This window comes from Sphingomonas sp. HF-S4 (assembly GCF_032911445.1).
In the GTDB taxonomy this organism is placed as follows: domain Bacteria; phylum Pseudomonadota; class Alphaproteobacteria; order Sphingomonadales; family Sphingomonadaceae; genus Sphingomonas; species Sphingomonas agrestis.
This window is the reverse complement of record NZ_JAWJEJ010000001.1, coordinates 2,156,318-2,182,002: the sequence shown is the minus strand read 5'-3', so window position 1 is coordinate 2,182,002 and position 25,685 is coordinate 2,156,318. Positions and strand designations below refer to the sequence as shown.

Annotated in this window: 30 protein-coding genes; 12 read left to right on the top strand and 18 right to left on the bottom strand. The window is 66.4% G+C overall.

Going from position 1 to position 25,685, the window contains the following annotated elements; translation table 11 throughout:
- Positions 1-18: 18 nt before the first annotated feature.
- The 5 genes from relB to RZN05_RS09640 all read left to right on the top strand — a co-directional run bounded on the left by relB (position 19) and on the right by RZN05_RS09640 (position 2,134).
- Positions 19-213, top strand: coding sequence for a type II toxin-antitoxin system RelB family antitoxin (relB, locus tag RZN05_RS09660; RefSeq protein ID WP_317226405.1), 195 nt, complete (start codon positions 19-21; stop codon positions 211-213).
- Positions 164-460 (top strand): type II toxin-antitoxin system RelE/ParE family toxin, encoded by a 297-nt coding sequence (locus tag RZN05_RS09655; RefSeq protein WP_317226404.1) that lies wholly within the window; start codon positions 164-166, stop codon positions 458-460. Before relB ends, RZN05_RS09655 begins: the two co-directional genes overlap by 50 nt.
- Before the next feature lie 54 nt (positions 461-514).
- Entirely contained in the window at positions 515-856 is a 342-nt protein-coding gene (gene erpA / locus RZN05_RS09650) for an iron-sulfur cluster insertion protein ErpA (protein WP_317226403.1), read from the top strand.
- 10 nt (positions 857-866) lie between these two features.
- The gene (xth, locus tag RZN05_RS09645; protein WP_317226402.1) at positions 867-1,637 is read left to right on the top strand and encodes an exodeoxyribonuclease III; all 771 of its coding nucleotides are present in this window, start codon (positions 867-869) and stop codon (positions 1,635-1,637) included.
- A 224-nt stretch (positions 1,638-1,861) separates the two neighbouring features.
- Complete coding sequence (locus tag RZN05_RS09640) at positions 1,862-2,134, top strand: hypothetical protein (protein WP_317226401.1); 273 nt, start codon at positions 1,862-1,864, stop codon at positions 2,132-2,134.
- A 51-nt stretch (positions 2,135-2,185) separates the two neighbouring features.
- Here RZN05_RS09640 and RZN05_RS09635 read toward each other — a convergent pair whose 3' ends face one another.
- Positions 2,186-3,337, bottom strand: a complete 1,152-nt coding sequence (locus RZN05_RS09635) for an N-acetyltransferase (protein WP_317226400.1) — start codon at positions 3,335-3,337, stop codon at positions 2,186-2,188.
- Between the two features lie 134 nt (positions 3,338-3,471).
- On the opposite strand from RZN05_RS09635, the gene RZN05_RS09630 reads away from it, so the two are divergent.
- On the top strand, positions 3,472-4,569 hold the full coding sequence (locus RZN05_RS09630; RefSeq protein WP_317226399.1) for a fatty acid desaturase family protein: 1,098 nt from the start codon (positions 3,472-3,474) through the stop codon (positions 4,567-4,569).
- Positions 4,570-4,662: 93 nt separating this feature from the next.
- On the opposite strand, the gene lptG is transcribed toward RZN05_RS09630, so the two are convergent.
- Both lptG and lptF read right to left on the bottom strand, forming a co-directional pair.
- A complete protein-coding gene (gene lptG / locus RZN05_RS09625; RefSeq protein WP_317226398.1) occupies positions 4,663-5,760 on the bottom strand; it encodes an LPS export ABC transporter permease LptG in 1,098 nt (365 codons plus the stop codon).
- A complete protein-coding gene (gene lptF / locus RZN05_RS09620; RefSeq protein WP_317226397.1) occupies positions 5,757-6,959 on the bottom strand; it encodes an LPS export ABC transporter permease LptF in 1,203 nt (400 codons plus the stop codon). The genes lptG and lptF overlap by 4 nt, the downstream gene beginning before the upstream one ends.
- Positions 6,960-7,113: 154 nt before the next feature.
- Between lptF and obgE the strand changes: the two genes are divergently transcribed.
- The 4 genes from obgE to RZN05_RS09600 all read left to right on the top strand — a co-directional run bounded on the left by obgE (position 7,114) and on the right by RZN05_RS09600 (position 11,109).
- Positions 7,114-8,163 carry a GTPase ObgE gene (obgE, locus tag RZN05_RS09615; protein ID WP_317226396.1) on the top strand — a complete coding sequence of 350 codons (1,050 nt, stop codon included), beginning with the start codon at positions 7,114-7,116 and terminating at the stop codon, positions 8,161-8,163.
- 209 nt (positions 8,164-8,372) lie between these two features.
- Positions 8,373-8,930 (top strand): Uma2 family endonuclease, encoded by a 558-nt coding sequence (locus RZN05_RS09610; RefSeq protein WP_317226395.1) that lies wholly within the window; start codon positions 8,373-8,375, stop codon positions 8,928-8,930.
- Between the two features lie 37 nt (positions 8,931-8,967).
- Positions 8,968-10,074: a glutamate 5-kinase gene (gene proB, locus RZN05_RS09605; RefSeq protein WP_317226394.1), complete on the top strand. Its 1,107-nt coding sequence runs from the start codon at positions 8,968-8,970 to the stop codon at positions 10,072-10,074.
- A gap of 129 nt (positions 10,075-10,203) precedes the next feature.
- Positions 10,204-11,109, top strand: a complete 906-nt coding sequence (locus RZN05_RS09600) for an NAD-dependent epimerase/dehydratase family protein (protein ID WP_317226393.1) — start codon at positions 10,204-10,206, stop codon at positions 11,107-11,109.
- Between the two features lie 215 nt (positions 11,110-11,324).
- Here the strand turns inward: RZN05_RS09600 and RZN05_RS09595 are convergent, their stop codons facing one another.
- The gene (locus RZN05_RS09595; protein WP_317226392.1) at positions 11,325-12,950 is read right to left on the bottom strand and encodes an NAD(P)/FAD-dependent oxidoreductase; all 1,626 of its coding nucleotides are present in this window, start codon (positions 12,948-12,950) and stop codon (positions 11,325-11,327) included.
- A 64-nt stretch (positions 12,951-13,014) separates the two neighbouring features.
- Here RZN05_RS09595 and RZN05_RS09590 point away from each other — a divergent pair, with 64 nt between their 5' ends.
- The gene (locus RZN05_RS09590) at positions 13,015-14,541 is read left to right on the top strand and encodes an HAD-IIIC family phosphatase (protein WP_317226391.1); all 1,527 of its coding nucleotides are present in this window, start codon (positions 13,015-13,017) and stop codon (positions 14,539-14,541) included.
- Here the strand turns inward: RZN05_RS09590 and RZN05_RS09585 are convergent.
- The 14 genes from RZN05_RS09585 to RZN05_RS09520 form a co-directional block, all read right to left on the bottom strand.
- Positions 14,538-14,891: a hypothetical protein gene (locus RZN05_RS09585; RefSeq protein ID WP_317226390.1), complete on the bottom strand. Its 354-nt coding sequence runs from the start codon at positions 14,889-14,891 to the stop codon at positions 14,538-14,540. The two genes, RZN05_RS09590 and RZN05_RS09585, sit on opposite strands and share 4 nt — an antisense overlap.
- A gap of 38 nt (positions 14,892-14,929) precedes the next feature.
- Positions 14,930-16,267: a phage tail tip lysozyme gene (locus tag RZN05_RS09580; RefSeq protein ID WP_317226389.1), complete on the bottom strand. Its 1,338-nt coding sequence runs from the start codon at positions 16,265-16,267 to the stop codon at positions 14,930-14,932.
- A 124-nt stretch (positions 16,268-16,391) separates the two neighbouring features.
- A complete protein-coding gene (locus tag RZN05_RS09575; protein WP_317226388.1) occupies positions 16,392-17,183 on the bottom strand; it encodes a hypothetical protein in 792 nt (263 codons plus the stop codon).
- Between the two features lie 125 nt (positions 17,184-17,308).
- Positions 17,309-17,821: a hypothetical protein gene (locus RZN05_RS09570; protein WP_317226387.1), complete on the bottom strand. Its 513-nt coding sequence runs from the start codon at positions 17,819-17,821 to the stop codon at positions 17,309-17,311.
- A 12-nt stretch (positions 17,822-17,833) separates the two neighbouring features.
- Positions 17,834-18,052: a hypothetical protein gene (locus RZN05_RS09565; protein ID WP_317226386.1), complete on the bottom strand. Its 219-nt coding sequence runs from the start codon at positions 18,050-18,052 to the stop codon at positions 17,834-17,836.
- 128 nt (positions 18,053-18,180) lie between these two features.
- Positions 18,181-19,122 carry a DUF6683 family protein gene (locus RZN05_RS09560; RefSeq protein WP_317226385.1) on the bottom strand — a complete coding sequence of 314 codons (942 nt, stop codon included), beginning with the start codon at positions 19,120-19,122 and terminating at the stop codon, positions 18,181-18,183.
- Between the two features lie 74 nt (positions 19,123-19,196).
- Positions 19,197-19,802 carry a hypothetical protein gene (locus tag RZN05_RS09555; RefSeq protein WP_317226384.1) on the bottom strand — a complete coding sequence of 202 codons (606 nt, stop codon included), beginning with the start codon at positions 19,800-19,802 and terminating at the stop codon, positions 19,197-19,199.
- A gap of 143 nt (positions 19,803-19,945) precedes the next feature.
- On the bottom strand, positions 19,946-20,284 hold the full coding sequence (locus RZN05_RS09550) for a LuxR C-terminal-related transcriptional regulator (RefSeq protein WP_317226383.1): 339 nt from the start codon (positions 20,282-20,284) through the stop codon (positions 19,946-19,948).
- A 26-nt stretch (positions 20,285-20,310) separates the two neighbouring features.
- Positions 20,311-21,066, bottom strand: a complete 756-nt coding sequence (sctT, locus tag RZN05_RS09545; RefSeq protein WP_317226382.1) for a type III secretion system export apparatus subunit SctT — start codon at positions 21,064-21,066, stop codon at positions 20,311-20,313.
- A 17-nt stretch (positions 21,067-21,083) separates the two neighbouring features.
- Positions 21,084-21,353: a type III secretion system export apparatus subunit SctS gene (gene sctS, locus RZN05_RS09540; RefSeq protein ID WP_297386658.1), complete on the bottom strand. Its 270-nt coding sequence runs from the start codon at positions 21,351-21,353 to the stop codon at positions 21,084-21,086.
- A gap of 9 nt (positions 21,354-21,362) precedes the next feature.
- A complete protein-coding gene (gene sctR, locus RZN05_RS09535; RefSeq protein WP_317226381.1) occupies positions 21,363-22,025 on the bottom strand; it encodes a type III secretion system export apparatus subunit SctR in 663 nt (220 codons plus the stop codon).
- Positions 22,025-23,014: a FliM/FliN family flagellar motor switch protein gene (locus RZN05_RS09530; RefSeq protein ID WP_317226380.1), complete on the bottom strand. Its 990-nt coding sequence runs from the start codon at positions 23,012-23,014 to the stop codon at positions 22,025-22,027. Before RZN05_RS09530 ends, sctR begins: the two co-directional genes overlap by 1 nt.
- On the bottom strand, positions 23,011-23,349 hold the full coding sequence (gene fliO, locus RZN05_RS09525) for a flagellar biosynthetic protein FliO (RefSeq protein ID WP_317226379.1): 339 nt from the start codon (positions 23,347-23,349) through the stop codon (positions 23,011-23,013). The genes RZN05_RS09530 and fliO overlap by 4 nt, the downstream gene beginning before the upstream one ends.
- Positions 23,349-24,494, bottom strand: a complete 1,146-nt coding sequence (locus RZN05_RS09520; RefSeq protein ID WP_317226378.1) for an EscU/YscU/HrcU family type III secretion system export apparatus switch protein — start codon at positions 24,492-24,494, stop codon at positions 23,349-23,351. The genes fliO and RZN05_RS09520 overlap by 1 nt, the downstream gene beginning before the upstream one ends.
- Positions 24,495-25,018: 524 nt before the next feature.
- On the opposite strand from RZN05_RS09520, the gene RZN05_RS09515 reads away from it, so the two are divergent.
- Complete coding sequence (locus tag RZN05_RS09515; RefSeq protein ID WP_317226377.1) at positions 25,019-25,681, top strand: lytic transglycosylase domain-containing protein; 663 nt, start codon at positions 25,019-25,021, stop codon at positions 25,679-25,681.
- The last annotated feature ends 4 nt before the right edge of the window (positions 25,682-25,685 follow it).

Below are 25,685 nucleotides of genomic sequence, written 5' to 3'. Positions count from 1 at the left end.
CAGGTGTATCCTGTTCGCATGGCAAAGCTCTCTCCCATCGAGTCGGAATTCGCCACCACCGAAGAGGCTGAGGCGTATGACGCGTGGTTTCGGGCCAAGGTCGAGAGGGCGATGAACTCGACTGAACCTAGCATCCCGCACGAAGAGGTCATGCGCGAGATGCATGCGATCATCGACAGCTATCGCGATGCTCCCGATACGCTGGCGTCCTGAGGCGCGCCTCCAGCTTTCCGCCATCACGCATGACATCGCTCGAAGGAATCCGGCAGCGGCGGATCGCCTCGGTGCAGCAATCAAGCACACCGTATCGCAATTGCCTGGGCATCCTCATATTTATCGCCCGGGCCGCATGGAGGGCACGCGCGAAGCGATCGTCCACCCCAACTATATCCTCGTCTACCGCGTCGGCGACGCGATCGAGATACTCTCCATTCTCCACGCTCGCCAACAATATCCCTGAGGGCGGCGCCGTAGTCGCATTGCTCTCCGTCCCGCCGCGCCCTATCTCCCCCACATGGCCACGATCACCCAGCCGGACATTGCGCTGACTCCCGCCGCCGCCGCCCGCGTCGCCGCGATCGCCGCGAAACAGTCCAAGCCCGCGATCCTTCGCCTATCGGTCGAGGGGGGGGGCTGTTCGGGCTTCCAGTACAAGTTCGGCATGGCCGAGGCGCCCGAGCAGGATGACCTGGTCGCCGAGACCGACGGGGTCCGCCTCGTCGTCGATTCGATCAGCCTCGATCTGGTCCGCGGCGCGCAGGTCGACTTCGTCGACAATCTGGGCGGCGCGCATTTCGCGGTGACCAATCCCAACGCTGCCTCGGGCTGCGGTTGCGGCACCAGCTTCTCGGTCTGAGCGCACCCCTGTGAAAATCGTCAGCTACAACGTCAACGGGATCAAGGCGCGTATGGAGCGCCTGCTTGAATATCTCGCCGAGCAGCAGCCCGATATGGTCTGCCTCCAGGAGCTCAAGGGGGCCGACGAGACGTTGCCGGTCAAGGACATCGAGGCCGCGGGCTATGGCGCGGTGTGGCACGGGCAGAAGGGCTTCAACGGCGTCGCGGTGCTGGCCAGGGGCCAGCAGCCGGTGGAGCGCCAGCGCGGGCTGGAAGGCGATCCCGAGGATGCGCACAGCCGCTATATCGAAGTCGAGGTGGGCGACCTGATCGTTGCCTCGATCTATCTCCCCAACGGCAATCCCCAGCCGGGGCCGAAGTTCGACTATAAGCTCAAATGGATGGACCGGCTCGCCGACCGTGCCCGCGCGCTGCTCGCCGAGGAGCGCCCGGTGGTGCTGGCAGGCGATTACAACGTCATCCCCAATGACGACGACACCTTCTCGGTCCGCGCGATGGCGAGCGACGCGCTGATGCAGCCCGAATCGCGTGCACGTTATCGCGAGCTCCTCGCGCAGGGCTGGACCGATGCGCTGCGCACGCGCTTTCCCGCCGGCGGGATCTGGACCTTCTGGGACTATCAGGCGGGTGCCTGGCAGCGCGACGCAGGGTTCCGCATCGATCACCTGCTGCTCAGCCCGCAGGCGGCTGACCGAATGGTCGGGGCTGGGGTCGACAAGGACTATCGTGGCCGCGAGCGCGCCAGCGATCACGCCCCGACCTGGGTCGCGCTGCGCTGAGCTGACCACTTCCGGACACTCGCTACTGTCCCTTTCCGGACAGTTCTCTGCCCAAAATCCCAACTCTTGGTGTGTGTTGCCGTGTTATAGCGGTGACGCTATGTTGTCATATTCTTAACTAGCTGATTTTCCACGACTCTTCGACTTGGCACGGTCGATGCAATGTTCGAGACGCAGGCGGAACGACGGAGCGCCTGGTGTCTGAATTTAGAGGAGTACAGGGAATGATCAGCACTCGCACCACCGGCCGCGTCTCGAGCTTCGCCGCCGCCATGATCGCCGCCGCGGTTCTCGTCGCAGGCGCCACTGCGCCGGCGCAGGCATCGGATCAGACCGTCGGCGCCGGCTCTGCCGTAACCGCGAAGGTCGAGAAGCCCAAGCGCTACTGTGTCAAGCCGCAGGCGACGACGGGCACGATCCTCGCGCGCAAGACCTGCATGACTCGCGAGGAATGGGTCGCCAAGACTGGCCAGGATCCGGTTGTCGAGCAGAAGTAACCGAGCGGGCGACCGGCGGGCGCAGCGCGCTCGCCGGTTGCACGCACCCGATCAGAGCGGCTTCTGGTAGATCACATATTCGCGATTAATGCGGCTCTCGATCGTATCGGCGATGGCGATCATCCCCTGATTGTCGTCCAGGATCCAGCCGATCTCGCCGCGGGTGGCGCCGTAATTGGGCACTGCCGAGCGGCGGATATATTCGATCATCATGAAGGCGAGCTGGCTCGCCATGCGCGAGCTCTGCAGCCGCTTGACCACGCCCATCAGCGGCACGCGCATCGTCCTTGCCTTGGGGCGTCGCAGCCAGAGCAGCAGCTTGGCCCAACCGAATGGGAAGAGCTTGCCTTTCAAGGGTTTGAGCGGCTCGTTGAAGTCGGGGAGGGTGATCATGAACGCCACCGGCTCGCCTTCGAGCTCGCAGATCATGATCAGGTCCTCGAACACCAGCGGCTTCAATTTCTTGCCGACATCGTCGATTTCGGGCTGGGTCAGCGGCACGAACCCCCAATTGTCCGACCATGCATCGTTGAGGATCGCCAGGATAATCGCGGCCTCCTCGTCGAAGCGGGACTTGTCGACCTGCCGCACGCGGATCTTCGGGTTGCGCTCGCCCGCGGCGATGATCCGCTGGACAAGCGGCGGGAATTCCTGCGTGATATCGAGGTCGTAGGTAAGCAGCTTCTTGGCGGAGGCATAGCCCAGCGCCTCGATCCAGCCCTTATAGGCGGCATTGTGGTGCCCCATCAGCACCGTCGGCGAATGGTCGTATCCCTTGACCAGCAGCCCCGGCTCTTCCCAGATCGACAGGCTGACGGGCCCGAGCGCGCGCGTCATGCCCTTGTCGCGCAGCCATTGCTCGGCCCGGGCGACCAGCACGGCGGCGGTCTCCTGGTCCTCTGCTTCGAACAGTCCCCAGAACCCCGTGCCCGGGCCGAAACCCTGCTCGGGGGGCATTTCGAGCGCGAGCCGGTCGATATGCGCCGAGATGCGACCCACTGGCTTGCCGTCCCGCTCGGCGAGGAACAACTGCGCCTCGGCATGGCTGAACCAGCCGTTCTTCTTGGGATCGATCGTTGCCTTCACTTCATCGCGGAGCGGCGCGACCCAGTGCGGATCGTTCGCGTTCAGGCGATAAGCGAGTTCGACGAAAGCATGGATATCCGCCTTGGAATCGATCGGGCGGACGACGGGTGCGGGCATAAGGGAGGCCTTCCAGAGAGCTGCCGCGAAGTCCGGCCAGACGGGCATGCTTGTCAAGCACAACCTGCGCCGGCCCCGGTCCGCCCCTGTTAACGCCAAGTTCTAGCCACTATCTAGGTGCAATGGACCTAGCCATGAACAGCTCTACCGCACTGGATTTGCGCGAAACTGCGCCGGTCGAACCGGTGGCTGCGGCACAGACGCGTATCGCCGACGACAAGGCGATGCTGCGCGCCGCCGCCGAGATCGCGCGCGACCTCCACAAGCCGAGCAAGGCGATCTTCTGGGCCGACATGCTCGGCTCGGCCGCGCTCGGCTACGCAGCACTCGCCGCGACGATATTGGCGCCGTCGCTCGGCTGGGCGATGCTCGCCGGCTTGGTTGCAGTGCTCGCGCTCTATCGCGCGTTGCTCTTCATCCACGAGATCAGCCATTTGAAGCACAGCAACCTGCCGGGCTTCCGCCTGGCGTGGAATGCGCTTGTCGGCGTGCCGCTGATGGTGCCCTCGTTCATGTACGAGGGCGTGCACAACCTCCATCACAACCGCACGCGCTACGGCACGGTCGAGGATCCCGAATATCTGCCGCTCGCGCTGATGAAGCCTTGGACGCTGCCGGCGTTCGTGGCGATCTCGGCGCTCGCGCCGATCGGGCTGCTGCTGCGCTACGGCGTGCTTTCGCCGCTGGCGCTAATAGTGCCGCCGCTGCGCAAGCTGGTGTTCGAACGCTATTCGGGGCTGGTGATCAACCCAGCTTTCCGCCGCCGCCCGCTCGAAGGCGACGATCGCAGCCGCTGGCTGATGCAGGAAGTCGCGACCAGCGCCTGGGCGATCGCGCTGATGGGGCTGACCGCTGTGGGCGTGATTCCGCTAAAGGCGTTCCTGGTGTTCCTCGCCGTGATCAGCGTCGTCACCGTGCTCAACCAGATCCGCACGCTCGTTGCGCATCTCTGGGAGAATGAGGGCGAGGCGATGACCGTCACCGCGCAGTATCTCGACAGCGTCAACGTGCCGCCACCCAGCCTGCTGCCCGGCCTGTGGGCGCCGGTCGGCCTGCGCTACCATGCGCTGCACCATTTGCTGCCGAGCGTGCCCTACCACAATCTCGGCCAGGCGCATCGCCGCCTCACCGCGATGCTCGAGGAGGGCTCGCCGTACCACAAGGCGAGCTACAAGGGCCTGCCGGTGCTGGTGTCGCAGCTCGCCCGCAGCACGATGGGCGTGCGGCGGTAGGCGAACCGCTCGGTTGGAACGAAAAAAAGGCCGGTCTTTCGCAGGGCCGGCCTTTTTGGTGTGGCGGAGGCATCACGACCCGACGAGGCGAGTCTATTCCTCGGTCCGCAGCAGCACCGCTTCGCCGATCATCAGGAACAGCAGGAACGGTGCCCAGGCGGCGAGGAACGGCGGGTAGGCGCCGAGATTGCCCATCGCCAGCGCGAAATTGTCGGCGACGAAGAAGAGGAAGCCGAGCGCCATCCCGATCACCGCGCGGACGAACAGCTTGCCCGAGCGCGCGATGCCGAACGCCGCCACTGCGCCGAGCAGCGGCATCAGCACCGAAGACAGCGGCCCCGACAATTTGTGCCACAGCGAGCCCTCCAGCGCCTTGGTCGGCCGGCCGGCGAGTTTCAGGTCGTCGATCACTTCGCGCAGGTCACCGAACGACATCCCGTCGGCATTGATGTTGCTGAGCGTGAACTGGTCGGGGCGGACGCCATCGGCGATGCGCATCGGGGCGAGCGGGGTGATCGTGCCCGCCGCGACGTCGAAGCGCTGGACGCCGTCGACGCGCCAGCCCGTGCCGTCGCGCACGCCGTGCTTCGCGGTCAGGATCGTACGGAGCGATTGCCCGCTGCGCCCATAGACGGTGATGTTGTAGAGCTGCGCCGCATCGCCCTTGCCGCGGATCTGGTCGACCACGATCAGGTCGCTGCCGTCCTTGACCCAGACGTTGGAACGGTCCCCGCGATCGATGGGCAAGGGTCCGTAATCGACCTTCTTCCATTGTTCGAGCGTGGTGGTGGCGCGCGCGACGACGCGGTCGTTGAACGTGAAGGACAACGCGGCGACGCCGAACGCCGTAAGCAGCAACGGCGCCAGCACCTGGTGCGCCGAAAGCCCCGACGCCTTCATCGCGATGACTTCGCTGTTCTGGTTGAGCTGCGACAGCGCGAGGATCGTGCCGAGCAGGACTGCGAAGGGCAGGAAGGTGGCGATGAGCTGGGGCGTGCGCAGCCCGACATAGCGCCAGACCTCGGCGTCGCCATTGCCTGCAACCGCCAGGATCTTACCCGACTCGCTCAGCAGGTCGAGCGACTGCAAAATGAGCACCAGCCCCGCCAGGATGGCGAAGGTGCGCACCAGGAACATCTTGCCCATGTAGAGCGACATCGTGCGCGACGGGAAGAAGTTGAGCAGGCTCATGCCGGGATCTCGGTGGTCTTGCGGCGGCGGCCGGGCAGGCGCCTGCGGATCGCGCTCCAGATCTTGGCGAACACCTTTTCGAGCGCACCGATCGGCTGGCCGCCGGGCACATAGGCCAGGGTGTAGTACATCCAGAATATCACCCCCGCGAAGAACGCGAACGGCACCCACAAGGCGATGATCGGATCGATCCGGCCCAGGCTGCCGATCGCCTGCGCATATTCGTTGATCTTGTGATAGGTCACGATCATCACGATCGACAAGAACACCCCGAGCGCCGAAGTCGAGCGCTTGGGCGGGATGCCCAGCGCCGCGGCGAGCATCGGCAGCAGGAACATCGAAACGACTTCGGCGAGGCGGAAGTGGAAGGCGGCGCGGCTGGTGGCGCGCAGCTCGTCGGGGATCGCGTGATCCTTGCCGAGCACGGCGAGCTCGGGAAGCGTGCGCTCCAGGCTCTTGTCGCCGCGCTTGCGGAACTGCTCGTATTTGGGCAGCGGGATCGGCAGATTGTGCGTGTCGAAGGTGAGCACGCGCGGCACGGCCGAGCCCTGGGCGCTATGCACCAGCGTGCCCTTGGTCAGCCGGAAGATGATCGTGTTGGGATCGTCGGCGCGCAGGAACTGGCCCTTCTCGGCAGTCACCGCGACCGGCCCCTCCTTGGTCGCCATCCGCACGAAGATGCCCGAAAGATCGCGCCCCTCATTGGCGCTGCTTTCGATCCGCAGCGTCATCTGCCTGCCGAAATTGGTGAACTCGCCGACCTTGATCGATGCGCCGAGCGCGCCCGAGCGCAGCTCGAAACGGAGCGCCTCGTAATTGTAGCGCGCGCGCGGCTGGACGTAGCCGACGATCGCAAGGTTGAGCGCGGCAAGCACCGCGGCATAGACGAACGGCACGTACAGCAGCCGCGTGTAGCTGATCCCCACTGCGCGCAGCACGTCGAGCTCGGACGAGGTGGCGAGGCGGCGAAAGGCGAGCAGGCAGCCGAGCATCAGCCCGATCGGGATGCCCAGGCCCAGATATTCGGGAAGCAGGTTGGCGAGCATCCGCCAAACCACGCTCACCGGGCCGCCTTCGGTCGCGACGAAGTCGAACAGCCGCAGCATCCGGTCGAGCACCAACAGCATCGCCGCGATCAGCAATGTCGAGATCAACGGCACTGCGATCAGCCGCGCCATGTAGCGATCGATCGAATTCATGCGGTGCGCCGGTCGCCTTGTGTCTCGCCGACGCGAAGCGCGCCGCTCGGTTTAACGCAATAGCCTATACAAGCGGTTCCAGCGCGCGCCACCCAGAAACGACGGTCCGCCCTTGATGGGGTGACGGATCGGCGGCAACCTCTATATGGGCCCCATGCATTTTCTGGATCAGGCGAAGATTTTCGTGCGCTCGGGCGCCGGCGGACCCGGCGCGGTGAGCTTCCGGCGCGAGAAGTTCATCGAATATGGCGGCCCCGATGGCGGCAATGGCGGCAAGGGCGGCGACATCGTGTTCGAAGCGGTGGCGGGGCTCAATACGCTGATCGACTTCCGCTACACCCAGCATTTCCGCGCGCAGCGTGGGCTCGGCGGATCGGGATCGAACCGCACCGGCGGCGGCGGCGACGACTTGGTGATCAAGGTGCCGATCGGCACCCAGATCCTCGCCGACGACGACGATCGCACGCTGCTCGCCGACTTGACCGAGGAAGGCCAGCGCATCGTGTTCCTGCGCGGCGGCGACGGCGGGCGCGGCAATGCCAGCTACAAGACCTCGACCAACCGCGCGCCGCGCCAGCACGGCACCGGCTGGCCGCATGAAGAGGCTTGGGTGTGGCTGCGGCTCAAGCTGCTCGCCGATGCCGGACTGGTCGGGCTGCCCAATGCCGGCAAGTCGACCTTCATCAACCAGGTGACCAACGCCCAGGCCAAGGTCGGCGCCTACGCCTTCACCACCACCCGGCCGCAACTCGGCGTGGTGCGCCACAAGCAGCGCGAGTTCGTCGTCGCCGACATTCCCGGACTGATCGAAGGCGCCGCCGACGGCGCGGGGATCGGCGACCGCTTCCTGGGGCATATCGAGCGCTGCCGGGTGCTGCTCCATCTGGTCGACGCCAACGACGCCGATGTCGCCGAGAGCTATCGGATTGTCCGCGACGAGCTCGAGAATTACGGCGCCGGGCTGACCGACAAGCGCGTGATCGTCGCGCTCAACAAGATCGACACGCTCGACGACGAACTGATCGCCGCGCTCTCGGCCGAATTGGAAGAGGCGAGCGGCGCCGAAGTGATCCCGCTCTCGGGCGCCGCCGGCACCGGCGTCGATTGGGTGCTCGACAAGCTGCTCGAGGCGATCGGGCCGGAGGCGAGCGCGGTGGGCGAGGACGACGAAGGCGAGGACGCGATCGAGTGGTCGCCGGTTTGAAACGGCGTTCCCGCCGCGACTCCCTCGTCATCCCGGCCTTGTGCCGGGATCCACCGTGCCGCGGCGGCTGAACCAGAAACATCCAGGCCATCGTTTGCCTCCCGGTGGACCCCGGCACAAGGCCGGGGTGACGGGGAATTTGGTGCAGCGTTGTCGTTCGATCCGTCTAGCCCGTTGGTGAAAGCCGACCAGACTGCTAAGCTCAGGGCATGTTTGGCGAGCCTGCTTATCGGCTGGTGACGGCAGCCGAATTCCTCGAATTCAGTTTCAGCGATCGTAGGGCTGAGCTGGATCGAGGCGTCGTTCGTGTCCTTGATGGCGTCACGGCTCGGCATGCGATGGTGCAGGGCAATCTGCTGGCATTTTTAAAGCACCAGCTGCGCGGTTCGGATCACGTTGTTTTCCCATCGATGATGCCGATCCAGACTGGTCCCAACTGTGTGCGGATTGCCGACCTGACTATCTCCCGTCGCGACGAACGCTTGTTGAATGAGGATCTGGACGCTCTGACCACCCCGACGACGATATTTGAACTTTACGCCGGAAACACCACGCGAACGAATCTCTTCGTCAAGCTGGAGGAGTACAAAGCGATCTCTAGCGTCGAGATGATCGTGTTCGTGGATGTTACCGGCGAACGGCTCCGTGCTATTCAGCGGACAGGCCCGAATGGATGGAGCGACGTTAGCCATGAGGCTCCGATGGACCTGATCCTGTCGTCGATGGATATCACCATCCCCCACGACGAAATCTTCGCGCGGGACTGATTGGCGTGGAGCGGTCGCCGCGCTAAGCCCGCCGCCAATGTCGCTCTTCCCGCCCGCCTCCTGCCCGCGCATCGTCGTCAAGATCGGTTCGGCGCTGCTCGTCGATCCCGAGGGCGGGGTGCGGCGCGACTGGCTCGCGGGTATCGCCGGCGACATCGCCGAGCGGGTGCGGGCTGGGCAACAGGTTGCCGTGGTCTCGTCCGGGGCGATCGCGCTCGGCGCGCGGCGTTTGAAACTTCCGAAGGGCGGACGTGCCAGCCTGGAAGATGCGCAGGCCGCGGCGGCGACCGGACAGATCGCATTGTCGCAGGTCTGGGCCGAGACGCTGGGTGCCGAGGGGCTCACCGCTGCGCAGATGCTGGTGACGCTCGACGATCTCGAGCATCGCCGTCGCTATCTCAACGCCGCTGCGACGCTCGACCGGCTGCTCGGGCTCGGCGTCGTACCCGTGCTCAACGAGAATGATAGCGTCGCGACCGAGGAAATCCGCTTCGGCGACAACGATCGGCTCGCGGCGCGGGTGGCGCAGGCGGCGGGGGCGCAGGGCGTGGTGCTGCTCTCCGATGTCGATGGCTTGTACGATCGCAATCCGGCATTGTCGGGCGCGCAGCATATTGCGCGGGTCGAGCGGATCGACGGCGCGATCGAGGCGATGGCCGACAAGGGCTCGGCCTCGGGCATGGGGTCGGGCGGAATGATCTCCAAGATCCAGGCGGCGCGGATCGCCAATGCCGCGGGCGCGCATCTCGCCATTGCCTCGGGCCGCGTCGATCGCCCGCTCTCGGCGGACGCGAAGCACACGCTGTTCGTCGCCGAGAAGGCGGCTCCCGCCCGGAAAGCCTGGCTGGCGGGCGGGCTGACCGCGCGCGGCACGATCCATGTCGATGCCGGGGCGGCCAGGGCGCTCGCCGGGGGCAAGAGCCTGCTCGCCGCGGGCGCGACACGGGTCGAGGGCGATTTCGTGCGTGGCGACCTGGTCGTGATCGCCGATCCCGAAGGACGTCCGCTTGCGCGCGGCCTTGCCGAATATCCGGCCGAGGATGCCGCCCGTATCGCCGGCCACCGCAACGACGCGCAGGCGGAGATCCTCGGCTACGCGCCGCGCTCGGCGCTGGTCCACCGCAGCCATATGGCGCTGCTGTGAGGAGCATGGGGATGCGTAGAGGCAATCAAGCCCCTCCCCTTCAGGGGAGGGGTTGGGGAGGGGCAGTGCCCCAGGCCGGAGTCTCTGTGAGACGGACAGACCCCGTCCCTGACGTGGAGGGGCGTTAGCATGGCAGTCCTCGCCATCACCGGCGGCACCGGCTTCGTCGGCTCGCGCCTCATCGCGCTCGCCACCGCGGCGGGACACCAAGTCCGCGCGCTCACGCGCCGCGAGCAGGCCGCGCGCGAGCGCATCGACTGGATCGCGGGCGATCTCCAAGCCACCGACGCGCTCGCGCAGCTCTGCGCAGGTGCCGACGCAGTGATCCACGTCGCCGGGGTGGTGAACGCACCCGATCGCGCCGGTTTCGCCGCCGGCAACATCGAGGGCACCCGGAACATGCTCGCCGCCGCCGAGCAGGCGCAAGTCCGCCACTTCGTCCATGTGTCGTCGCTCGCCGCGCGCGAACCGGGCATGTCGGCTTATGGCTGGTCCAAGGCCGAGGCCGAGCGGCTGGTCGACGAATCGTTGCTCGATACCGCGGTGGTACGTCCGCCGGCGATCTACGGTCCCGGCGACCTCGAGATGCTCGAGCTGTTCAAGCTCGCCCGCAAGGGTCTCGCGTTGCTCCCGCCTGGCGGGCGGCTGTCGGTGATCGAGGTTGGCGATCTCGGCCGGCTGCTGCTTGCGCTGGCGGCCGGCGGCAATGGCGGACGCAGCTATGACTGCGACGACGGCCGCGAGAGCGGTTGGAGCCATAAGGAATTCGGCCTCGCGATCGGCACCGCGGTCGGCAAGCGCGTCGCGCCGATCGCGCTCCCGCGCCCGCTGATGATGGCCGGCGCGCATCTCGATCGGCTGGTCCGCGGCAAGCGCGCCAAGCTCACGCCCGACCGGGTCGCCTATTTCTGCCACGAGGACTGGGTGATCGACGCCGCGCGCCGCCCGCCGGCCGATCTATGGACGCCGCAAGTGAAGACGCCAGCCGGGCTTGCGGCGACGGCTGCCTGGTATCGCGAGCAGGGGCTGCTCTGAATCCCTCCAGGTGCTCCTGCGAAAGTAGAAGCACGGATTAGCTTGAAATGTAGGATTTCACCTGCTTGCCTGAACGCCGGCGTGGCCAAGCCAGCGCCCGCTCTTTGACGGTGTCGATACTGGCAGCCACCCGCGCAAGATAGTTTCGCGCCCGCGCAACTTCTGGAACGATTAAATGCGCAAAGTGCGAAGTTAAGCGCGCCGAATCCAACAAACTATCCTGCGCCCGTCATGCTCCGCGCCATTGCCTCGGCCACCTTGATCCCGTCGATCGCAGCCGAAAGGATGCCGCCGGCATAGCCCGCGCCTTCGCCCGCCGGGAACAGCCGCGCGACATTGAGGCTCTGGAAGTCCCCTCCGCGGGTGATCCGCACCGGTGAGGAGGTGCGCGTCTCGACGCCGGTCATCACCGCGTCGGGATGGTCGTAATTGGCGATCTGGCGGCCGAACACGGGCAATGCCTCACGGAACGCCTCGATCACGAAGCCGGGCAGGCACGCCGACAGATCGGTCATCGTCACGCCGGGCTTGTACGAGGGCACGACTTCGCCGAGTTCGGTCGAGGCGCGGCCGGCGAGCAGGTCGCCGACCTTTTGCCCCGGCGCGTGATAGTTCGATCCGCCGGCGAGATAGGCCAGGTCTTCCCACTGGCGCTGGAATTCGATCCCTGCCAGCGGTCCGCCCGGATAGTCGCGCGCCGGATCGATGGCCACCACCAGTCCGGAATTGGCGTTGAACTCCGCGCGCGAATATTGGCTCATCCCGTTGGTGACGACGCGGCCCTCTTCCGAGGTTGCAGCCACCACGCGCCCGCCCGGACACATGCAGAAGCTGTAGACCGTCCGTCCGTTGGCGCAGTGATGCGACAGGCTGTACGCCGCCGCACCGAGATCGGGATGCCCCGCGCACTTGCCGAAGCGCGCGCGATCGATCCACGATTGCGGATGCTCGATCCGCACCCCGATCGAGAAGGGCTTGGCCTCGAGATGCACGCCGCGGCGGTGGAGCATCTCGAAGGTTGGCCGGGCGCTGTGCCCGACGGCGAGCACGACATGATCGGCCTCGAGGAAGCTGCCGTCGTGCAGGTGCAGCCCGCGGAGGCCGTGCTTGCCGTCGGGCAGGCGTTCGAGTTCGATATCGTCGACCCGGGTTTCCCAGCGATATTCGCCGCCGAGTTCCTCGATCGTCCGGCGCATGCTCTCGACCATCGTGACGAGGCGGAAGGTGCCGATATGCGGATGCGCCTCCCACAGGATGTCGTCGGGTGCGCCCGCCTTGACGAACTCCTCGAGTACCTTCCGCCCGAGGAAGCGCGGATCCTTGACCCGGCAATATAGCTTGCCGTCGGAAAAGGTGCCCGCGCCGCCCTCGCCGAACTGGACGTTGCTGTCGGGGTTGAGCTCGCCGCGCCGCCACAACCCCCAGGTGTCCTTGGTCCGCTGGCGCACCACCTTGCCGCGATCGAGGATGATCGGGCGGAACCCCATCTGCGCAAGGATCAGGCCGGCGAACAACCCGCATGGCCCGGCGCCGATCACCACCGGCCGCAGCCCGCTCCAGTCCTTCGGCGCCTGGACGACGAACGTGTAGCCCATGTCTGGGGTGGGGCGCAGATCCTTGTCGCCGGGGAAGCGTGCCAGCACGGCCGCCTCGTCGGCCAGTTCGACGTCGACGGTATAGACCAGCTGGATGGCATTGCGGCGGCGGGCATCGTTGCCCCGGCGATAGATCGTGAAACCCGTGAGCTCGGCGGGTGCGATGCCCAGCCGCCGGGCGATCGCGGCGGGCAGCGCGTCGAGCGTATGGTCGAGCGGCAGGTAAAGTCCGGAAAGACGAAGCATGGCGCAGCCCTAGTCGTTCGCGCGGGATGCCGCCAGCGGGCGCGACCGTCCTACAATGAAAGCCATGTGGACCGCACCGATCAAGCTCGTCATCTGGGATCTCGACGATACGCTGTGGCGCGGCACGCTTGCCGATGGCGACGCGGTGGTGTTGCACGAAGGGCGCGCCGAGCTGGTCCGTGCGCTCAACGCCCGGGGCGTGGTCTCGTCGATCTGCTCGAAGAACGACTTCGAGGCTGCGAAGGCGAAGCTCGTCGATCTCGGCCTCTGGGACGAGTTCGTGTTCCCGCACATCGCCTTCACGCCCAAGCCCGCGGCGATCCGGGCGATCATCGAGGACATGCAGCTCCGCCCCGCCAACGTGCTGTTCGTCGACGACAATCCGGTGAACTTGGGCGAAGTCCGTCATGTCCTGCCCGAGATCCAGATTCTCGACATCACCGCGCCCGATGTCGACGACCAGCTCGCCGGCCTGCTCGCGCTCCAGGCGGGCACGCGCAGCCGTGTCGCCGACTATCGCATGCTCGAGCGCAAGCAGCGCGACCGCGCCGACGCCGCGCTGTCCAACGAGGATTTCCTGCGGTCGTGCGGCATACAGGCCTGCGCGCCGCATATGATGGACAATCTCGATTTCGCCCCGCGCATCGCCGAGCTGATCAACCGCTCCAACCAGCTCAACTACACCGGCTCTCGCGTCGAGGAGGCGGGGCTCACCCGCGACATCATCGACCTGATGGGGTTCGACAGCTGGTCGATCTTCGCCTGGGACCGCTATGGCCGCTATGGGTTGATCGGCTTCGTCATGGTCGATCGCGCGGCTGGAGCTCTCAAGCACTTCACCTTCTCGTGTCGGGTGATGCACATGGGGCTGGAGGAATATGCGCTGGCCAAGGTGCGCGAGAAATGGCCGGCGCTCGACACCAGCGAATGGGACGGCCGGTTCAGCCGGACTGCGCCCGACTGGATCGCGGATCGCGACTTCAACGATCCCGAGCTTCGCGATTCACTTCGGGGTGAGGAGGCCGTGATCGATCCGGCGATCCGGATCATGTTCGACTGCCAATCGGGCGGGATCGCACATTTCAGCCGCTTCCGCCCAGCGATCGAGTTCGACAACCATCCGCGCGTTTTCTCGATGCGGATGATGACCGATGGCACGCATCTGGAACAGAATTTCCCGCCTTTGCTCGTCTACGGCGCGACGGTGGACTATCTCGACGTGCGCTGGCCCGATCAATGGCACCTGATCGACATCGGCTTGTACGAGACCTGCGTGATCCGCACCTGCATTTTCCTGCTCGAGCGCGGGCTACGCATGCTGGTGGTGCTGCCGCCCGAGGACGCTCCCGAGGAGAAGTATCGACACGGGCTCAACCACACACCCGAGCGCTCCGTCCGTTTCAATGCATTGTGGCGCAAGGCGGCGCGCGAGAATCCCGGGAATGTCTGGGTGCTCGATACCGCGCACCTGATCGATCATGCCGATGAGATGGCCGACGTGACGCATTACCATGCCGGGCTGCTCGGCAAGATCGCCGGGCAAGTCGATTGCTGGGTCGAGCAGCAGGTCGCGCTGGCGCAAGCGGCCTAGTAGCTGCCGTGCGCGCTCTTCGGATACCACCAGGCAAAGCGCGTGCCGAGATCGTTGGTGCTGAACACCACGTTGCCGCGGTTGCGCTCATAGCCCATCGCTGCCTTGCCGTTGATCTGACCCGACCACCAGCCACTGTTCGCGCGGCCGATAAATGTCACCCGAATGCCGGTACCGGTGAAGGTCATCCGGTGGCCGCCGCTGGGCAATGCCTGATCGGCGAATACACACGTGCGTTCGGGCCCGTCGTTGAGCGAGCATCGCACGCTCTCGCGTGAGGTCGTGCCCTGCGCCGTGGCGACGGAGGGGAGGGCGGCTGCGGCAAGCGCGATCAGGATCGAGATTCGCATGGCCCCTCGAACGCAGTGCGTGCCGCAGCGTTCCGTGCTCAGCGTGCCATTTGCGCCGCGGCCTCGCCGCGGCGCGTAGCCTCGCCCGCGGTATCGGCCGGCCGCTCGTAGAGCCGAGTGACGATCTCGGCGGCCGAGCGCGCATCGGTGGCGCCGCGTAGCGCTCGGCCCGCACCGGCCTCGTTGTGCGTCAGCTCGTGCTGGACGAACCGAAGCTGCTCGGCGAACGACGATCCGCGGATGTCGTGGCCGGCCCAGGCGGCAAAGTCGCGCTGGCGCGGCCCTTCCCATTGCGCGAGGCCATAGCCGGGGCCGCCGCCGATCTGGCGGATGCCGGGTTCCATCCGGCTCTCGGCATCGAGGTTGGCGACGAGGCCGATCGCTTGGGCGCGGGTCCAGCCCTGGCCCTCGAAATAGGTGATCGCCTGGTCGATCCGCTCCTGGCGGGTGCCCTGGCCGGTGGGGACGGTGCCGCCGGTGGCCTGGGTACTTTGGGTTTCGCCGCCGCCGGTGCCGCCCGGCGCGCGGAGAATCACCGCGCCCTTGCCTACCGCCCAGCTGAGATTGTTGGTCGAAATGCGCTGGGTGCCGTCGGCATTGACGTTGTTCGATCCGATCATCTTGCCGGGGCCGGAGACGATCTCGGTATGCGAGACACCGCCGCCCTGGATGATGACGACATCGCCGCGCTGGGCCTGGGAAGCGGGGACTGCGGTCCAGCCCTGCGCCAGCAACGTGGTCTTGAGCTGTGCGACCGAGTCGGTGTGCAGCCCGGCCGGGAGCCGGCCGGCCTCGGTCAGCACCGCCGAGACGAAATTGGCGCAACACACGTTCGAGGGAACGCCGGCATTCATCGGCAGATTGTCGTTCTTGTTGACCTTCAACGACGAGGCGTTCTGCCCGAGATACTTCTCGGCGATCGCGGCGACGTCACCCGATCCGCCGCCGACGCCGGTAACCGGCGATGGGCCATCGACCGCGCCGCTGCCGCCGGCACTGCCGGTCCCGTTGGGAATGGTCAGCGTCTGATTGGGGAAGATCAGATTCGGGTTGGACAGATTGTTGGCCTGCGCCAGCGCTTGCCAGGTCGTGCCGAAATGTCCGGCGATCGACGAGAGCGTGTCGCCCGACCGAATCGTGTATTCGCGCGGCGCCTCCGCCGCACCGCCGCCCGCGGGGACATTCACATGCTGGCCGGGGCGGATCAGGTCCTGGTGGAGGATCTGCGGATTGGCCTTGACCAGCGCACTCAGCGAGACGCCCTTGTCGCGCGCGATGCCGCTCAGCGTCTCGCCGCTCTTGACGATATGGCCGCTGTCGCCGCCGCCGCTCGAGGAATTGGTCTGAGACTGCTGAACCGAAGAAACTGCCGTCATGGCCCATACTCCGCCAGAAACGATTGTGTCGCAGTGTGATAGCGGAGGCGGACGGGCGGGTCGCTAATCGGAACGCTTAGGCGTTTGAAGTCCCCCTTCCTGCTTGCAGGGAAGGGAGATTCGCTCAAATCACCGGGTCGAGCGCGACGCGGTAGCGCATCTCGGCGGAGAAGCTGCGCGTCACGGCCTTCAGGTTGGCGTCGGCATCGGGGTCGCGCTGGACCGATTCGAGCGCGGCGAAGGCGGCGGCGCGATGCTGCTTGCTGCGGAACAGCGGGGTCGCCAGTTCGGCGACGCGGCGATCGCCCGCGGGCCAGCTTGCCATGCAGGCGAGATCGGTGGTCAGCCGCCGCATCTGGCCCTGGCTGAACGTGATCTTCTTGAGGCTGCCGGTGCGGCGATAGGCCTTGGGCCAGTCGCGCTCGAAGCCGTCGATCGCCGCCGCCTGCGCCGCTGCGTCGATAGAATGCGCCGGGCGGCACACCGCCGGCGTCGGAGTCGTGGCCGTGCCGGTGATGCCGGCGCCCTGCGTGAGCGTGGCCTGGCGCGGGTGCATCCGGCCATTGGCATAGTGGAATTGGACAAGCGGGCCACCGGCGGGGGAGGCGGGCATCGCCACGGTGAACTCGCCGCGCCGCAGCCGCGGTTGCGCGGCGGTGCTGCACGTGCCGAAGCTCTGTCCGACCTGCGGTGCCTGGCCGGGGCGGGCGACGATCACGGCGTAGCGCGCCGGGCAGTCGCCGGCGCTGGTGCCACGGATGAGATGAAGCTGCGCGCCCTTGACTGGATAGCTGCCCACCACGGCGAGACGATCGACCAGTTCCACGCCGAACGGGCGCGAGATAACGGTCTTGCCGACCCGGATCGCCTGTTCGCTACCGGCGGAAACCACGGTCGCTTTCTGGTCGGCGGCCAATGCCCCGCCGGCCGTCAGCAGAAGTGGGACGGCAAGCATCAACGAGCGGCGCATCGAAAACCTCGTGGCTGGTGAAGGTATCGCTAGCACGCGCGAAATGGCGCGGAGTTCCAGGAAAAGCGAAATCAGCCGCGATTTTGTGCGGAAAGATCGGCCGTCGCGGCTTCGAAGCGCGCAATCACGCCGTCGAGGCCCGCGGGGGCATCGGTATTGGCGGCGCCTTCGAGCGCAGCGCGGACGCCGCCGACCTGCTGATCGCCGGGCGCGCCCGACATGCCGGCGATCTGGACCACCGCCTGGCGGGTGAAATCGTCGAGGGCGCGGCGCAATTCGCCTTCCTGTGCCGGGCTGCCGCCGAAGCGCGCGGAGAGTTCGCTGGTGAGTTCGCTCAAGCCATAGACGTCGCCGCGGCGGGCCAGCTCGCCCATGTCGGGCGCGAAGCCGCTGCCATTGCCGGCGGTCCGGCTCCAGGCCTGCGCGCCGCTACCATTGCCTCGGCTGGCAGCATCGACCCAGGCGAGGACGCGGTGCCCGATTTCACCCATCGTCTCGATCGCCGCACCGCGCGCGTCAGTCGACGCGGCGGTGGTGGTGGGAGCGAGGGGCGAGAGGCCCGAAAGGCGATCGATGCTGGTCATGATCCTGTTCCGTTACTTCGAGAGCCGGTCGAGCGGCGAGGGCGTGTCGAGCAACTGCTCGAGAGGACCCGGCGCTTCGAGCGGCGAAGGGCGGCCGGCGGCGCGGACGGAGTCGCCCGCTTCGTGCTGGCTTTCCACCGCCATGTCGTTCTTCTGCTGCGAGCGCGAGGCGAGCGTCACATCTACATTGACGTTGGTGCCCGGAATGCGCGCGCCGATCTCGATCGACATATCTACCTCCATCTTCCCTGCCTATCTGGGGCCTGAAGGCACCGCGCGCCATAATCGCAATGATTAGCCCGGCTGGTGATGGATGCCGGCGGAGACGGAAATCTCCGCCGGCGTCCTAGACGGTATTGTCAGCCCTGCCGCTCGGCGGCCGACTTGCGCGAGCGCGCCAGCCAGGCACCACCCGCGAGGCCGGCGGCTGCTGCTGCGGCCACGGCATAGATCACGGTATTGTCCTCGCCTTCGTTGCGTGCGGCGGCGACCTGCGCGGTCGGCTCGGCGGTGGGCGGGACTTCCGGTGCCGCGGCGACCTGTTCTTCGCTCGTGCCTTCGGCCGCGCCGACGCCGCCCGGCACGAAGCCGTCGTCGGTAAGGTCCATCGCATCGAGGTTGAGCCCCGAGGCGCGCGCACCCTTGCGGACCGCGGCGGCCAACTGGCGCAGCTTGGTCGGGTTGCCCTCGGCATCATCCATCATCGAGCCGAGCAGCGCAGCCTGGATCAGATTGGCTTCGGCCATTTCCTGCTTCACGGCGTCGCTGGCGCTCGCCATTTCGGGCACCGACGCCATCGCGCGTGCGGCCTGGGCACGCACCGCGGCGATCTGGCGTGCAGGCGGCGTATCGTTCCGCTGGCGCGAGGCGAGCCAAGCGTTGAGCCACCAGATCGCATAGGCGTCGGCGACATTGTCGGCGCGCATGCCGAACTGCCCGATCGCGCCGCCGATCTTTTCGATCACGTCGCTGGAGAGCTCCTTCTGGAGGTCTGCTGCGGCTTGAGGGTTCTTCTTGCGCGTCTTCTCGATGAACTGTGCGAAATTGGCGCGCCGCCGCTCTAGCGACGGCTTGTAGGTCAACCGGACGGCGGGTGCGGGCGCAACGCGTGCGCGTCCGCTGCCGCGGCGGTTGGACGACACCGAACCGCGCGCGGCATCCATCACGCTGTCTTCCATCGCGTAGATGCCCATTCCGGTCATATCCATCGCGGCGAAGTCCTGTGCGGCGGCGGGCGCGGCCACTCCGGTGAGGAGCAGGGCGGTGGCGGCAAGGCGGCTGCGCGTATTCCGGAAACGCATCTTCATTCTCCCAAACAGGTGCTCGCCCCGGGGCGATGGGTCCCCGAGGCGAGCGGTTAATGCGGGTGGCGCGGTTACTGTTTGCGTGCACCCTGGGCCAGCGCCTCGCCCAACGTCTTGATGACGGTGTTGGCCGAGCTGAAGAACTGGCTGAATTCCTGCGACTTGGCGCCGAACTTGAGGTTCTGCGACGACTTGTTCTCGCCCTCGCCGAGGGTCTTGCTCATGCCGTCCATTTCCTTGGCGAGCTTGTCCGAGGTTTCGCCCAGCGATTCAGCGATCGCCATCAGCCAGCTGCGGCCACCGCTCGACTTGGCTTCCTTGGCCTCGCGGCTTTCGGCGAGGTTGGTCGACATCTTGTCGATCACGTCACCCAGTTCGCGCTCGGCCGAGGCGGCTTCGAACGGGCTGGCGCCGGTGCGCTCTGCGATTTCCGACACGACTTCGCCGAGGTTGCGGGTTGCGCCGCGGGTATCGCCGATCGAGGCGCAGAAGGCGCCCTGGGCGAGGTCGATCGTCGACTGCGGCAGGCCCAGCTTTTCACCGAGCTGCTGGATGATCTGCTGGCCGACCGCCGACATCAGCGTCTTCGCCGCGAGACCGGCCCAGCCGCCGGGGCCCATCGCGATCATCGCGAGGCTGCTCGGGTTCACCAAACCTTTTACGAGACCACCAATCATCGCCTTACTCCTACTTCGAGGGCGGCGGCGCCGCCGAAATTGTCAGGTGCCGATGTCCTGATCGACGATGTCCTTTGACCACTTTTCTCTTCGGCTGGCTCTCCGCGAAACGATTAGGTCCGGCTAGTCGATCCGATTAGGTCCTAGTCCGAGGGGTAGAAAAGCAGCCCGGCGAGCGCCGCCAGTTCGCGCATCCCGTCGAGCTCCAATTTCCTCGCGACGTTAGAGAGGTGTACGCGCACCGTGTTCTCCGCCATCAGCAGCAAGGTGGCGATGTCGCCGTTCGAGCGGCCCCATCCGAGGAAGCGGATGCAGGTGATTTCGGTTGGCGTCAGCTTGAGCAGCGTCTCGCGGTGGCGCTTGGGGACGCGCGCCGCCTCGATCATGTGCTCGCCCAGCGCGACTCGCTCGGGCGCGCCCGGCATCGCATCGGCCTTGCGCAGCAACTCGGCGATCGCGGCGAGGCGCTCGTCCTCGGTCATCGGCTGCGGCGCGGGCTGCATGGCATTCAATGCACCAGCCCTTTCAGGATATTGAGGATCACGTCGGGGCGGCTGAGGATGTCGCGGCTGATCGCCTCGACGAACGATCCGATCAGCAGAAGGACGATCGCGGTGGCGGCGAACGCCTTGATCGACATCGAGAGCGTGAAGACGTTGAGCTGCTGGGCGAAGCGGTTGATCAGCCCCAGCCCGATGTCGATCAGGAACAGCACGGTAAGCACCGGCGCGGCGAACAGCGTGGCGAGCACCATCAGCCGGCCGAACTCGGCCTCGAACAGCCCGAGCCCGCGCTGGTCGAGCAACGGCATCGGCGAGGCGACGGGCCACAGCGCATAGCTTTCCATCAGCACATGGACGAGCAGCGACAGCCCGCCGGTAAAGATGAACACGACTCCCGCCAGCCGCGCGAAGAATGCGCCGGTGAGCGAGGTCTGGTGCCCCGAGAGCGGATCGACGATCTGGGCCATCGTCGCGCCGACCTTGGTGTCGATGATCTGCCCCGCCGCCTCGAGCGCCCACAGCACCGATCCGAAGAAGAAGCCGATCACCAGCCCGACGAACACTTCCTTGGCGAACATCGTCGCCCACTGCCCGGGCCCGAGCATCGACACGTCAAGCGACGGCTGAAGCGCGAGCGAGACGATCCCGAGCGAGACAAGGATCGAATTGCGGACCATCGCCGGGATCAGTTCGGGGGAGAACAACGGCATCAACATGAACGCCACCGCGATCCGCGCGGTCGCGACGCCGAGCAGGAGCATGGGGTCGCTCCAGCCGCTCACCGCCGGATCATCGCCGGGAATTCGCTGAAGATGCGGTCGCTGTAGCGATAGAGCGAGGCGCCGATCAGCGACGCGGTGACGAACAACGTCAGCACGATCGCGAAGAACTTCGCGGTATATTGCAGCGTCTGTTCCTGGATCTGCGTCGCCGCCTGGACGATCGCCACCAGCAGCCCCGCCACCGACGCGACGATGATCGGCGGCGCCGACAGGATCAGCACGAGCCACAAGGCGTCGTTGGTCAGGCTGATGAAGTCGCCGTTCATGCGCGTGCCTCAGGCATAGGACAGCACCAGCCCGTGGCTCAGCTTCACCCAGCCGTCGACCAGCACGAACAGCAGCAGCTTGAACGGCAGGGATATCGTGGTCGGGGACAGCATCATCATCCCCATCGCGAGCAATATGTTCGAGATGACGAGATCGATGACCAGGAACGGCAGGAAGATCAGGAAGCCGATCTGGAACGCCAGGCTCAGCTCCTTCACCACGAAGGCGGGAATGACGATGATCAGGTCGCGATCGGTCATCGCCTGGGCGTGCTGCGGATCGCCGACGCGCTGCGCAGTGCGCAGGAAGAAGGCGCGCTCGTTGGCGTCGCTATGCTTGATCAGGAAGGCGCGCAGCGGCTCCTTGCCGGCGTCGATCGCGGTGCTGATCCCCTCAGTGGATTGCATCGCGCTGCCTTCCACCTGCCGCTGCGCGATGGCGTCCTGCACCTGCTGGCCGACCGGATACATCACGTAGAGCGTCAGAATCAGCGCAAGCCCGTTGAGCACGATGTTGGGCGGCACCTGCTGGAGCCCGAGCGCGTTGCGGAGCAGGCTGAGCGTCACCACGATCTTGGTAAACGACGTCACCATCACCGCGAAGAACGGCGCGAGCGCCAGCGCGACGACGACGACGAGCGCCGAGCCGGGCGTGAAGGTCGAGAGTTCCATCACGCGTCCCCGTCGGCAGTGACTCCGGTGATCAGCACGCCGAACCCGTCGCCGACCGCGACGATCTCGCCCTCGGCGATGCATTGCTCGCCGGAAATCAGCCGGACGGGCAGCGTGCCCCCCGCGGCGGGCAGAGGAAGCACGCTGCCCTTGCCCAGCGTCGCCAGCTCGGCGGCGGTCATCCCGGATCCGATGATCTCGATCGTGGTAGGCAGCCGGACATCGGCCCATCCGCCTTCGCCGCCGCCGGCGGCGGAAGCAGACGCATCGTGCACACCGTCCATTGCGGCATCATCCTGCAAAACGAGCACCCCCTCGTTGAACGCAATTCGCGCACGTGGCGCATCGTTTCGACCCGGCAATGACAACTTCGCGACCCGTGCCCCGGTTCCCAGTAATAACAGGTCGCCGCGAGATATTGCTGCAAGGCTGCTGTCGCGCACTGCGGGCCCGTCGAACCGCGCGGTCCAGCGCAGCCGCAATCCGCCGATCGCGGTGGCGGCGAGCGCGATCTCGGCGAGCGGCTCGACGGCCGTGTCGGGCGGGATCGCCAGCAGCAAGCGGTGCTGGATCACGCCGTTGCCGGTGGTCGCATCTAGCCGGAGCAATACGGGATCGCCGGTATAGCTTTTGTGCAGCCCGGCGGGCTGGAGCTCGCAGCCGAGCACCAGCTCGAGCGCGCCGACCAGCGGCTCGATCCGGCCGAGCGTCGCGGCGGCGGCGGCGGCATCGACGCTGCCCTGCGCGCCCGAGACGCGGGCGAGCGCGCCGTCAACGAGCAAGGGCGCGACCTGGACGAGATGCTCGCCGCTGCGGAACTGGATCCATGCCACCGCGGCGCGGCGGTCGCGCTCGGTGGCGATGCGCACGCTGGTCTGGAGCGCGTCGATCAGCCGCCGGTTGAGGGCGCCGATCAGCGTGGTTTGCAACTGCGCCCTGGGCGAGTCGATCGCGCGAAGGTTGGCGCGGAGGTCGGAACGCACGTTCACTGGATCGTCTCCGATGCCGGCGGCGCTGCCTCAACAGGCTGCGCGGGGGAAGCGCCGGTTCCCCAATTACGCAGCAGCGAGATCGATCCCGAGGTGACCCCGACGAGCATCAACTCGCCCTCGGCCTCGACCAGCACGAGCCGTTCGCGCTGACCTACGGGCAACGCGCGGACGAAGCGGATCTGGCGCTCGGCACCGCCGTCGCGACCGCCCAGCCCGCGATCCTGCCATTTCCGGAGCGCGCGCAGGCTGACCCAGGCGAGCCCGAGCACCACCGCGAGCGCAATGATTGTCCCGAGCAGTCCGGAAAGTGCAGCGCCGATCGTCGAATCCATCAATGGGGCCTCGTGAGTTCAGGTTCGGTAAGGTCGGGAGCGGTCTGGCCGTCGCGGACGCGCTTCGCCCAGAGGATGATCTGGGCAATGGCATCGAACATGTCGCGCGGGATCAGTTCGTCGGGCGCGCCGTCCTCATAGAGTTTCCGGGCGACCTGGACGTGGCGGATGATCGGGATGCCGGCTTCCTCTGCCGCGGTGCGCATCGCCGCAGCGAGCGGGCCTTCGCCCTTGGCGGTCATCATCGGCACCGGGCAGTTCGCCTCGTCATAGGCGATCGCGATCGCGATATGGGTGGGATTGACCACCAGCACGTTGGCGTCGCGCGTGGCGCCGACCGCGTTCTGGCTGGCCCATTCCTCGTGGAGCTGGCGGCGGCTCGACTTGATGAGGGGGTTGCCCTCATTCTCCTTCGATTCCTCGCGGATGTCGCGCATGCTCATCCGCAGCTTCTTGATGTAGCTGTGCTTCTGCCACGCCATGTCGAGCACCGCGACGAGCAGGAACACGCCGAAAGTCCACAGCAGGGCGGTGCGCACCAGCCCGCCTGTATAGAGCAGGATCGATGCGGCGGCCGAGCGCCCATCGGTGTCGGCGACGGGAAGCAGGCTGGGACCGGTGCGCTCGATGATGTCGGCCAGCGAACCGCGCAGCACCAGCCATACGACGAACACGATCAGCGCAACCTTGGCGAGCGTCTTGGCCAGTTCGACGAGATTGTCGACGCTGAACATCCGCTTGAAGCCCTCGACCGGGTTCATCTTGTCGAGCGTCGGCTTCATCTTCTCGGTAGTGAACACCCCGCCGGCCTGGAGGAACTCGCTGAGCACTCCGGTAACCGCGGCGGGAATCAGCGCCACCGCGGTGATGCCGAGCAGCGCCCATATCGCGCTCCAGCCGAGCTGGGACAATGCGGTGTGGAAGGGGGCGTTGCCGCTGATCAGCACGAAGCCTTCGTCGAACAATGCGACGACCTGGTTTCCAGCATAGCCCGCGCCGAACAGCAGGACGAGCAGCCAGACGAACAGCGTGGCAGTCGCGGTGATGTCGCGCGACTTGGCGATGTCGCCTTTCTTGCGCGCATCCTGAAGCCGTTTTGGAGTCGGCTTTTCAGTCTTGTCGCCGCCGTTGTTCTTCTCGGCCAATCGCACCTCCGGGCAATACGCACCTCGCCCGAACGACGGACGAGAGGAGAGCGCCGGATGCGCCTGCCGACCGCACCCGGTGAGGCGCGGCAAGCAAAGTTTCTAGCGTTAGGAGCGCAGGACCAAGTGCGTGCCAAACGCGGGCCTTTTCGTGCAAGGCGCGCCTCAGGTCAACTCACCGGCGATGGTAGGAATCGTCACTAAAGCGAAGTAAATTGGTAATGATTTGGTCCCGAATCACTGAAGCTGCGACGGCATTCTGCCGATTGTTTCGAATACGGTATGACCCAGGGCTCCGCGACGAACCGCCATGTCGCCGGGACGGATCGGTTCAAATCCGCGACAACTTGAAGAAATCGGGGGGTGTTCGAAGCGAGTAATCGGGGTAGCCTTTACTGGCCGGATCTAAAGTCCGGATCGCAGGACCGACATGTGCGCCAAACGATCGTCAGCAACGCCCCGATGGGCTTGCAGGGAGATCGTGTATGCGCTTTTCAAATTCTGCCCCGACACTGGGTTTCGCATTGAAACTAGTTGCGTTCGGAGGCGCTGCCATTACCGCTACATCGGCACAGGCAAGTAATTGTAATGCCGGGGCGATCGGCACGCGCTATGTTGAGGCGTTGCGCTTCTGCGGGCCGCAGCCGGCCGACGAAGTGCGTACCGAGGCGCAGCCCGTGGTGCTGCCCGAGCGTAGTTCGGTGAGCATCAGCATGCCGGGCTTCCGGAAGCGGCTGGCGCAGGCGACGCGGGCGGTGCGCTCGCGCGGCGGCAGCGGCGCCAACGACGCGCTGATCCATTCGGTGGCCGCGCAATATCGAATCAATCCGAACCTGCTCGCCTCGATGGTGCATGCCGAGTCGGCCGGGCGCCAGCGTGCCGTGTCGCACAAGGGCGCGCTCGGGCTGATGCAGGTGATGCCGGCGACGGCGCGGGGTCTGGGCGTGCGCAACCCGCAGGCGCTGCTCGACGATCCGGTGCTCGCGATGCACACCGGCGCCAAGTATCTCAAGCAGCTCCAGGGCGAGCTGGGCAACGATGTGACGCTGGTCGTCGCGGCGTACAATGCCGGCCCTGGCGCAGTACGCAAGGCCGGACGCCAGGTGCCGCGCTATCGCGAGACCCAGGCCTATGTGAAGAAGGTCGTCGGCCGCTACCAGGCCGCGCAGTCGGGCAGGGCGCGCTGAGGCG

Coding starts and splice junctions, on each gene's coding strand:
- relB (WP_317226405.1), top strand. CDS start 19: ATGGCAAAGCTCTCTCCCATCGAGTCGGAATTCGCCACCACCGAAGAG.
- RZN05_RS09655 (WP_317226404.1), top strand. CDS start 164: ATGCGATCATCGACAGCTATCGCGATGCTCCCGATACGCTGGCGTCCT.
- erpA (WP_317226403.1), top strand. CDS start 515: ATGGCCACGATCACCCAGCCGGACATTGCGCTGACTCCCGCCGCCGCC.
- RZN05_RS09640 (WP_317226401.1), top strand. CDS start 1,862: ATGATCAGCACTCGCACCACCGGCCGCGTCTCGAGCTTCGCCGCCGCC.
- RZN05_RS09635 (WP_317226400.1), bottom strand. CDS start 3,337: ATGCCCGCACCCGTCGTCCGCCCGATCGATTCCAAGGCGGATATCCAT.
- RZN05_RS09630 (WP_317226399.1), top strand. CDS start 3,472: ATGAACAGCTCTACCGCACTGGATTTGCGCGAAACTGCGCCGGTCGAA.
- lptG (WP_317226398.1), bottom strand. CDS start 5,760: ATGAGCCTGCTCAACTTCTTCCCGTCGCGCACGATGTCGCTCTACATG.
- lptF (WP_317226397.1), bottom strand. CDS start 6,959: ATGAATTCGATCGATCGCTACATGGCGCGGCTGATCGCAGTGCCGTTG.
- obgE (WP_317226396.1), top strand. CDS start 7,114: ATGCATTTTCTGGATCAGGCGAAGATTTTCGTGCGCTCGGGCGCCGGC.
- RZN05_RS09610 (WP_317226395.1), top strand. CDS start 8,373: ATGTTTGGCGAGCCTGCTTATCGGCTGGTGACGGCAGCCGAATTCCTC.
- proB (WP_317226394.1), top strand. CDS start 8,968: ATGTCGCTCTTCCCGCCCGCCTCCTGCCCGCGCATCGTCGTCAAGATC.
- RZN05_RS09600 (WP_317226393.1), top strand. CDS start 10,204: ATGGCAGTCCTCGCCATCACCGGCGGCACCGGCTTCGTCGGCTCGCGC.
- RZN05_RS09595 (WP_317226392.1), bottom strand. CDS start 12,950: ATGCTTCGTCTTTCCGGACTTTACCTGCCGCTCGACCATACGCTCGAC.
- RZN05_RS09590 (WP_317226391.1), top strand. CDS start 13,015: ATGTGGACCGCACCGATCAAGCTCGTCATCTGGGATCTCGACGATACG.
- RZN05_RS09585 (WP_317226390.1), bottom strand. CDS start 14,891: ATGCGAATCTCGATCCTGATCGCGCTTGCCGCAGCCGCCCTCCCCTCC.
- RZN05_RS09580 (WP_317226389.1), bottom strand. CDS start 16,267: ATGACGGCAGTTTCTTCGGTTCAGCAGTCTCAGACCAATTCCTCGAGC.
- RZN05_RS09570 (WP_317226387.1), bottom strand. CDS start 17,821: ATGACCAGCATCGATCGCCTTTCGGGCCTCTCGCCCCTCGCTCCCACC.
- RZN05_RS09565 (WP_317226386.1), bottom strand. CDS start 18,052: ATGTCGATCGAGATCGGCGCGCGCATTCCGGGCACCAACGTCAATGTA.
- RZN05_RS09560 (WP_317226385.1), bottom strand. CDS start 19,122: ATGCGTTTCCGGAATACGCGCAGCCGCCTTGCCGCCACCGCCCTGCTC.
- RZN05_RS09555 (WP_317226384.1), bottom strand. CDS start 19,802: ATGATTGGTGGTCTCGTAAAAGGTTTGGTGAACCCGAGCAGCCTCGCG.
- RZN05_RS09550 (WP_317226383.1), bottom strand. CDS start 20,284: ATGACCGAGGACGAGCGCCTCGCCGCGATCGCCGAGTTGCTGCGCAAG.
- sctT (WP_317226382.1), bottom strand. CDS start 21,066: ATGCTCCTGCTCGGCGTCGCGACCGCGCGGATCGCGGTGGCGTTCATG.
- sctS (WP_297386658.1), bottom strand. CDS start 21,353: ATGAACGGCGACTTCATCAGCCTGACCAACGACGCCTTGTGGCTCGTG.
- sctR (WP_317226381.1), bottom strand. CDS start 22,025: ATGGAACTCTCGACCTTCACGCCCGGCTCGGCGCTCGTCGTCGTCGTC.
- fliO (WP_317226379.1), bottom strand. CDS start 23,349: ATGGATTCGACGATCGGCGCTGCACTTTCCGGACTGCTCGGGACAATC.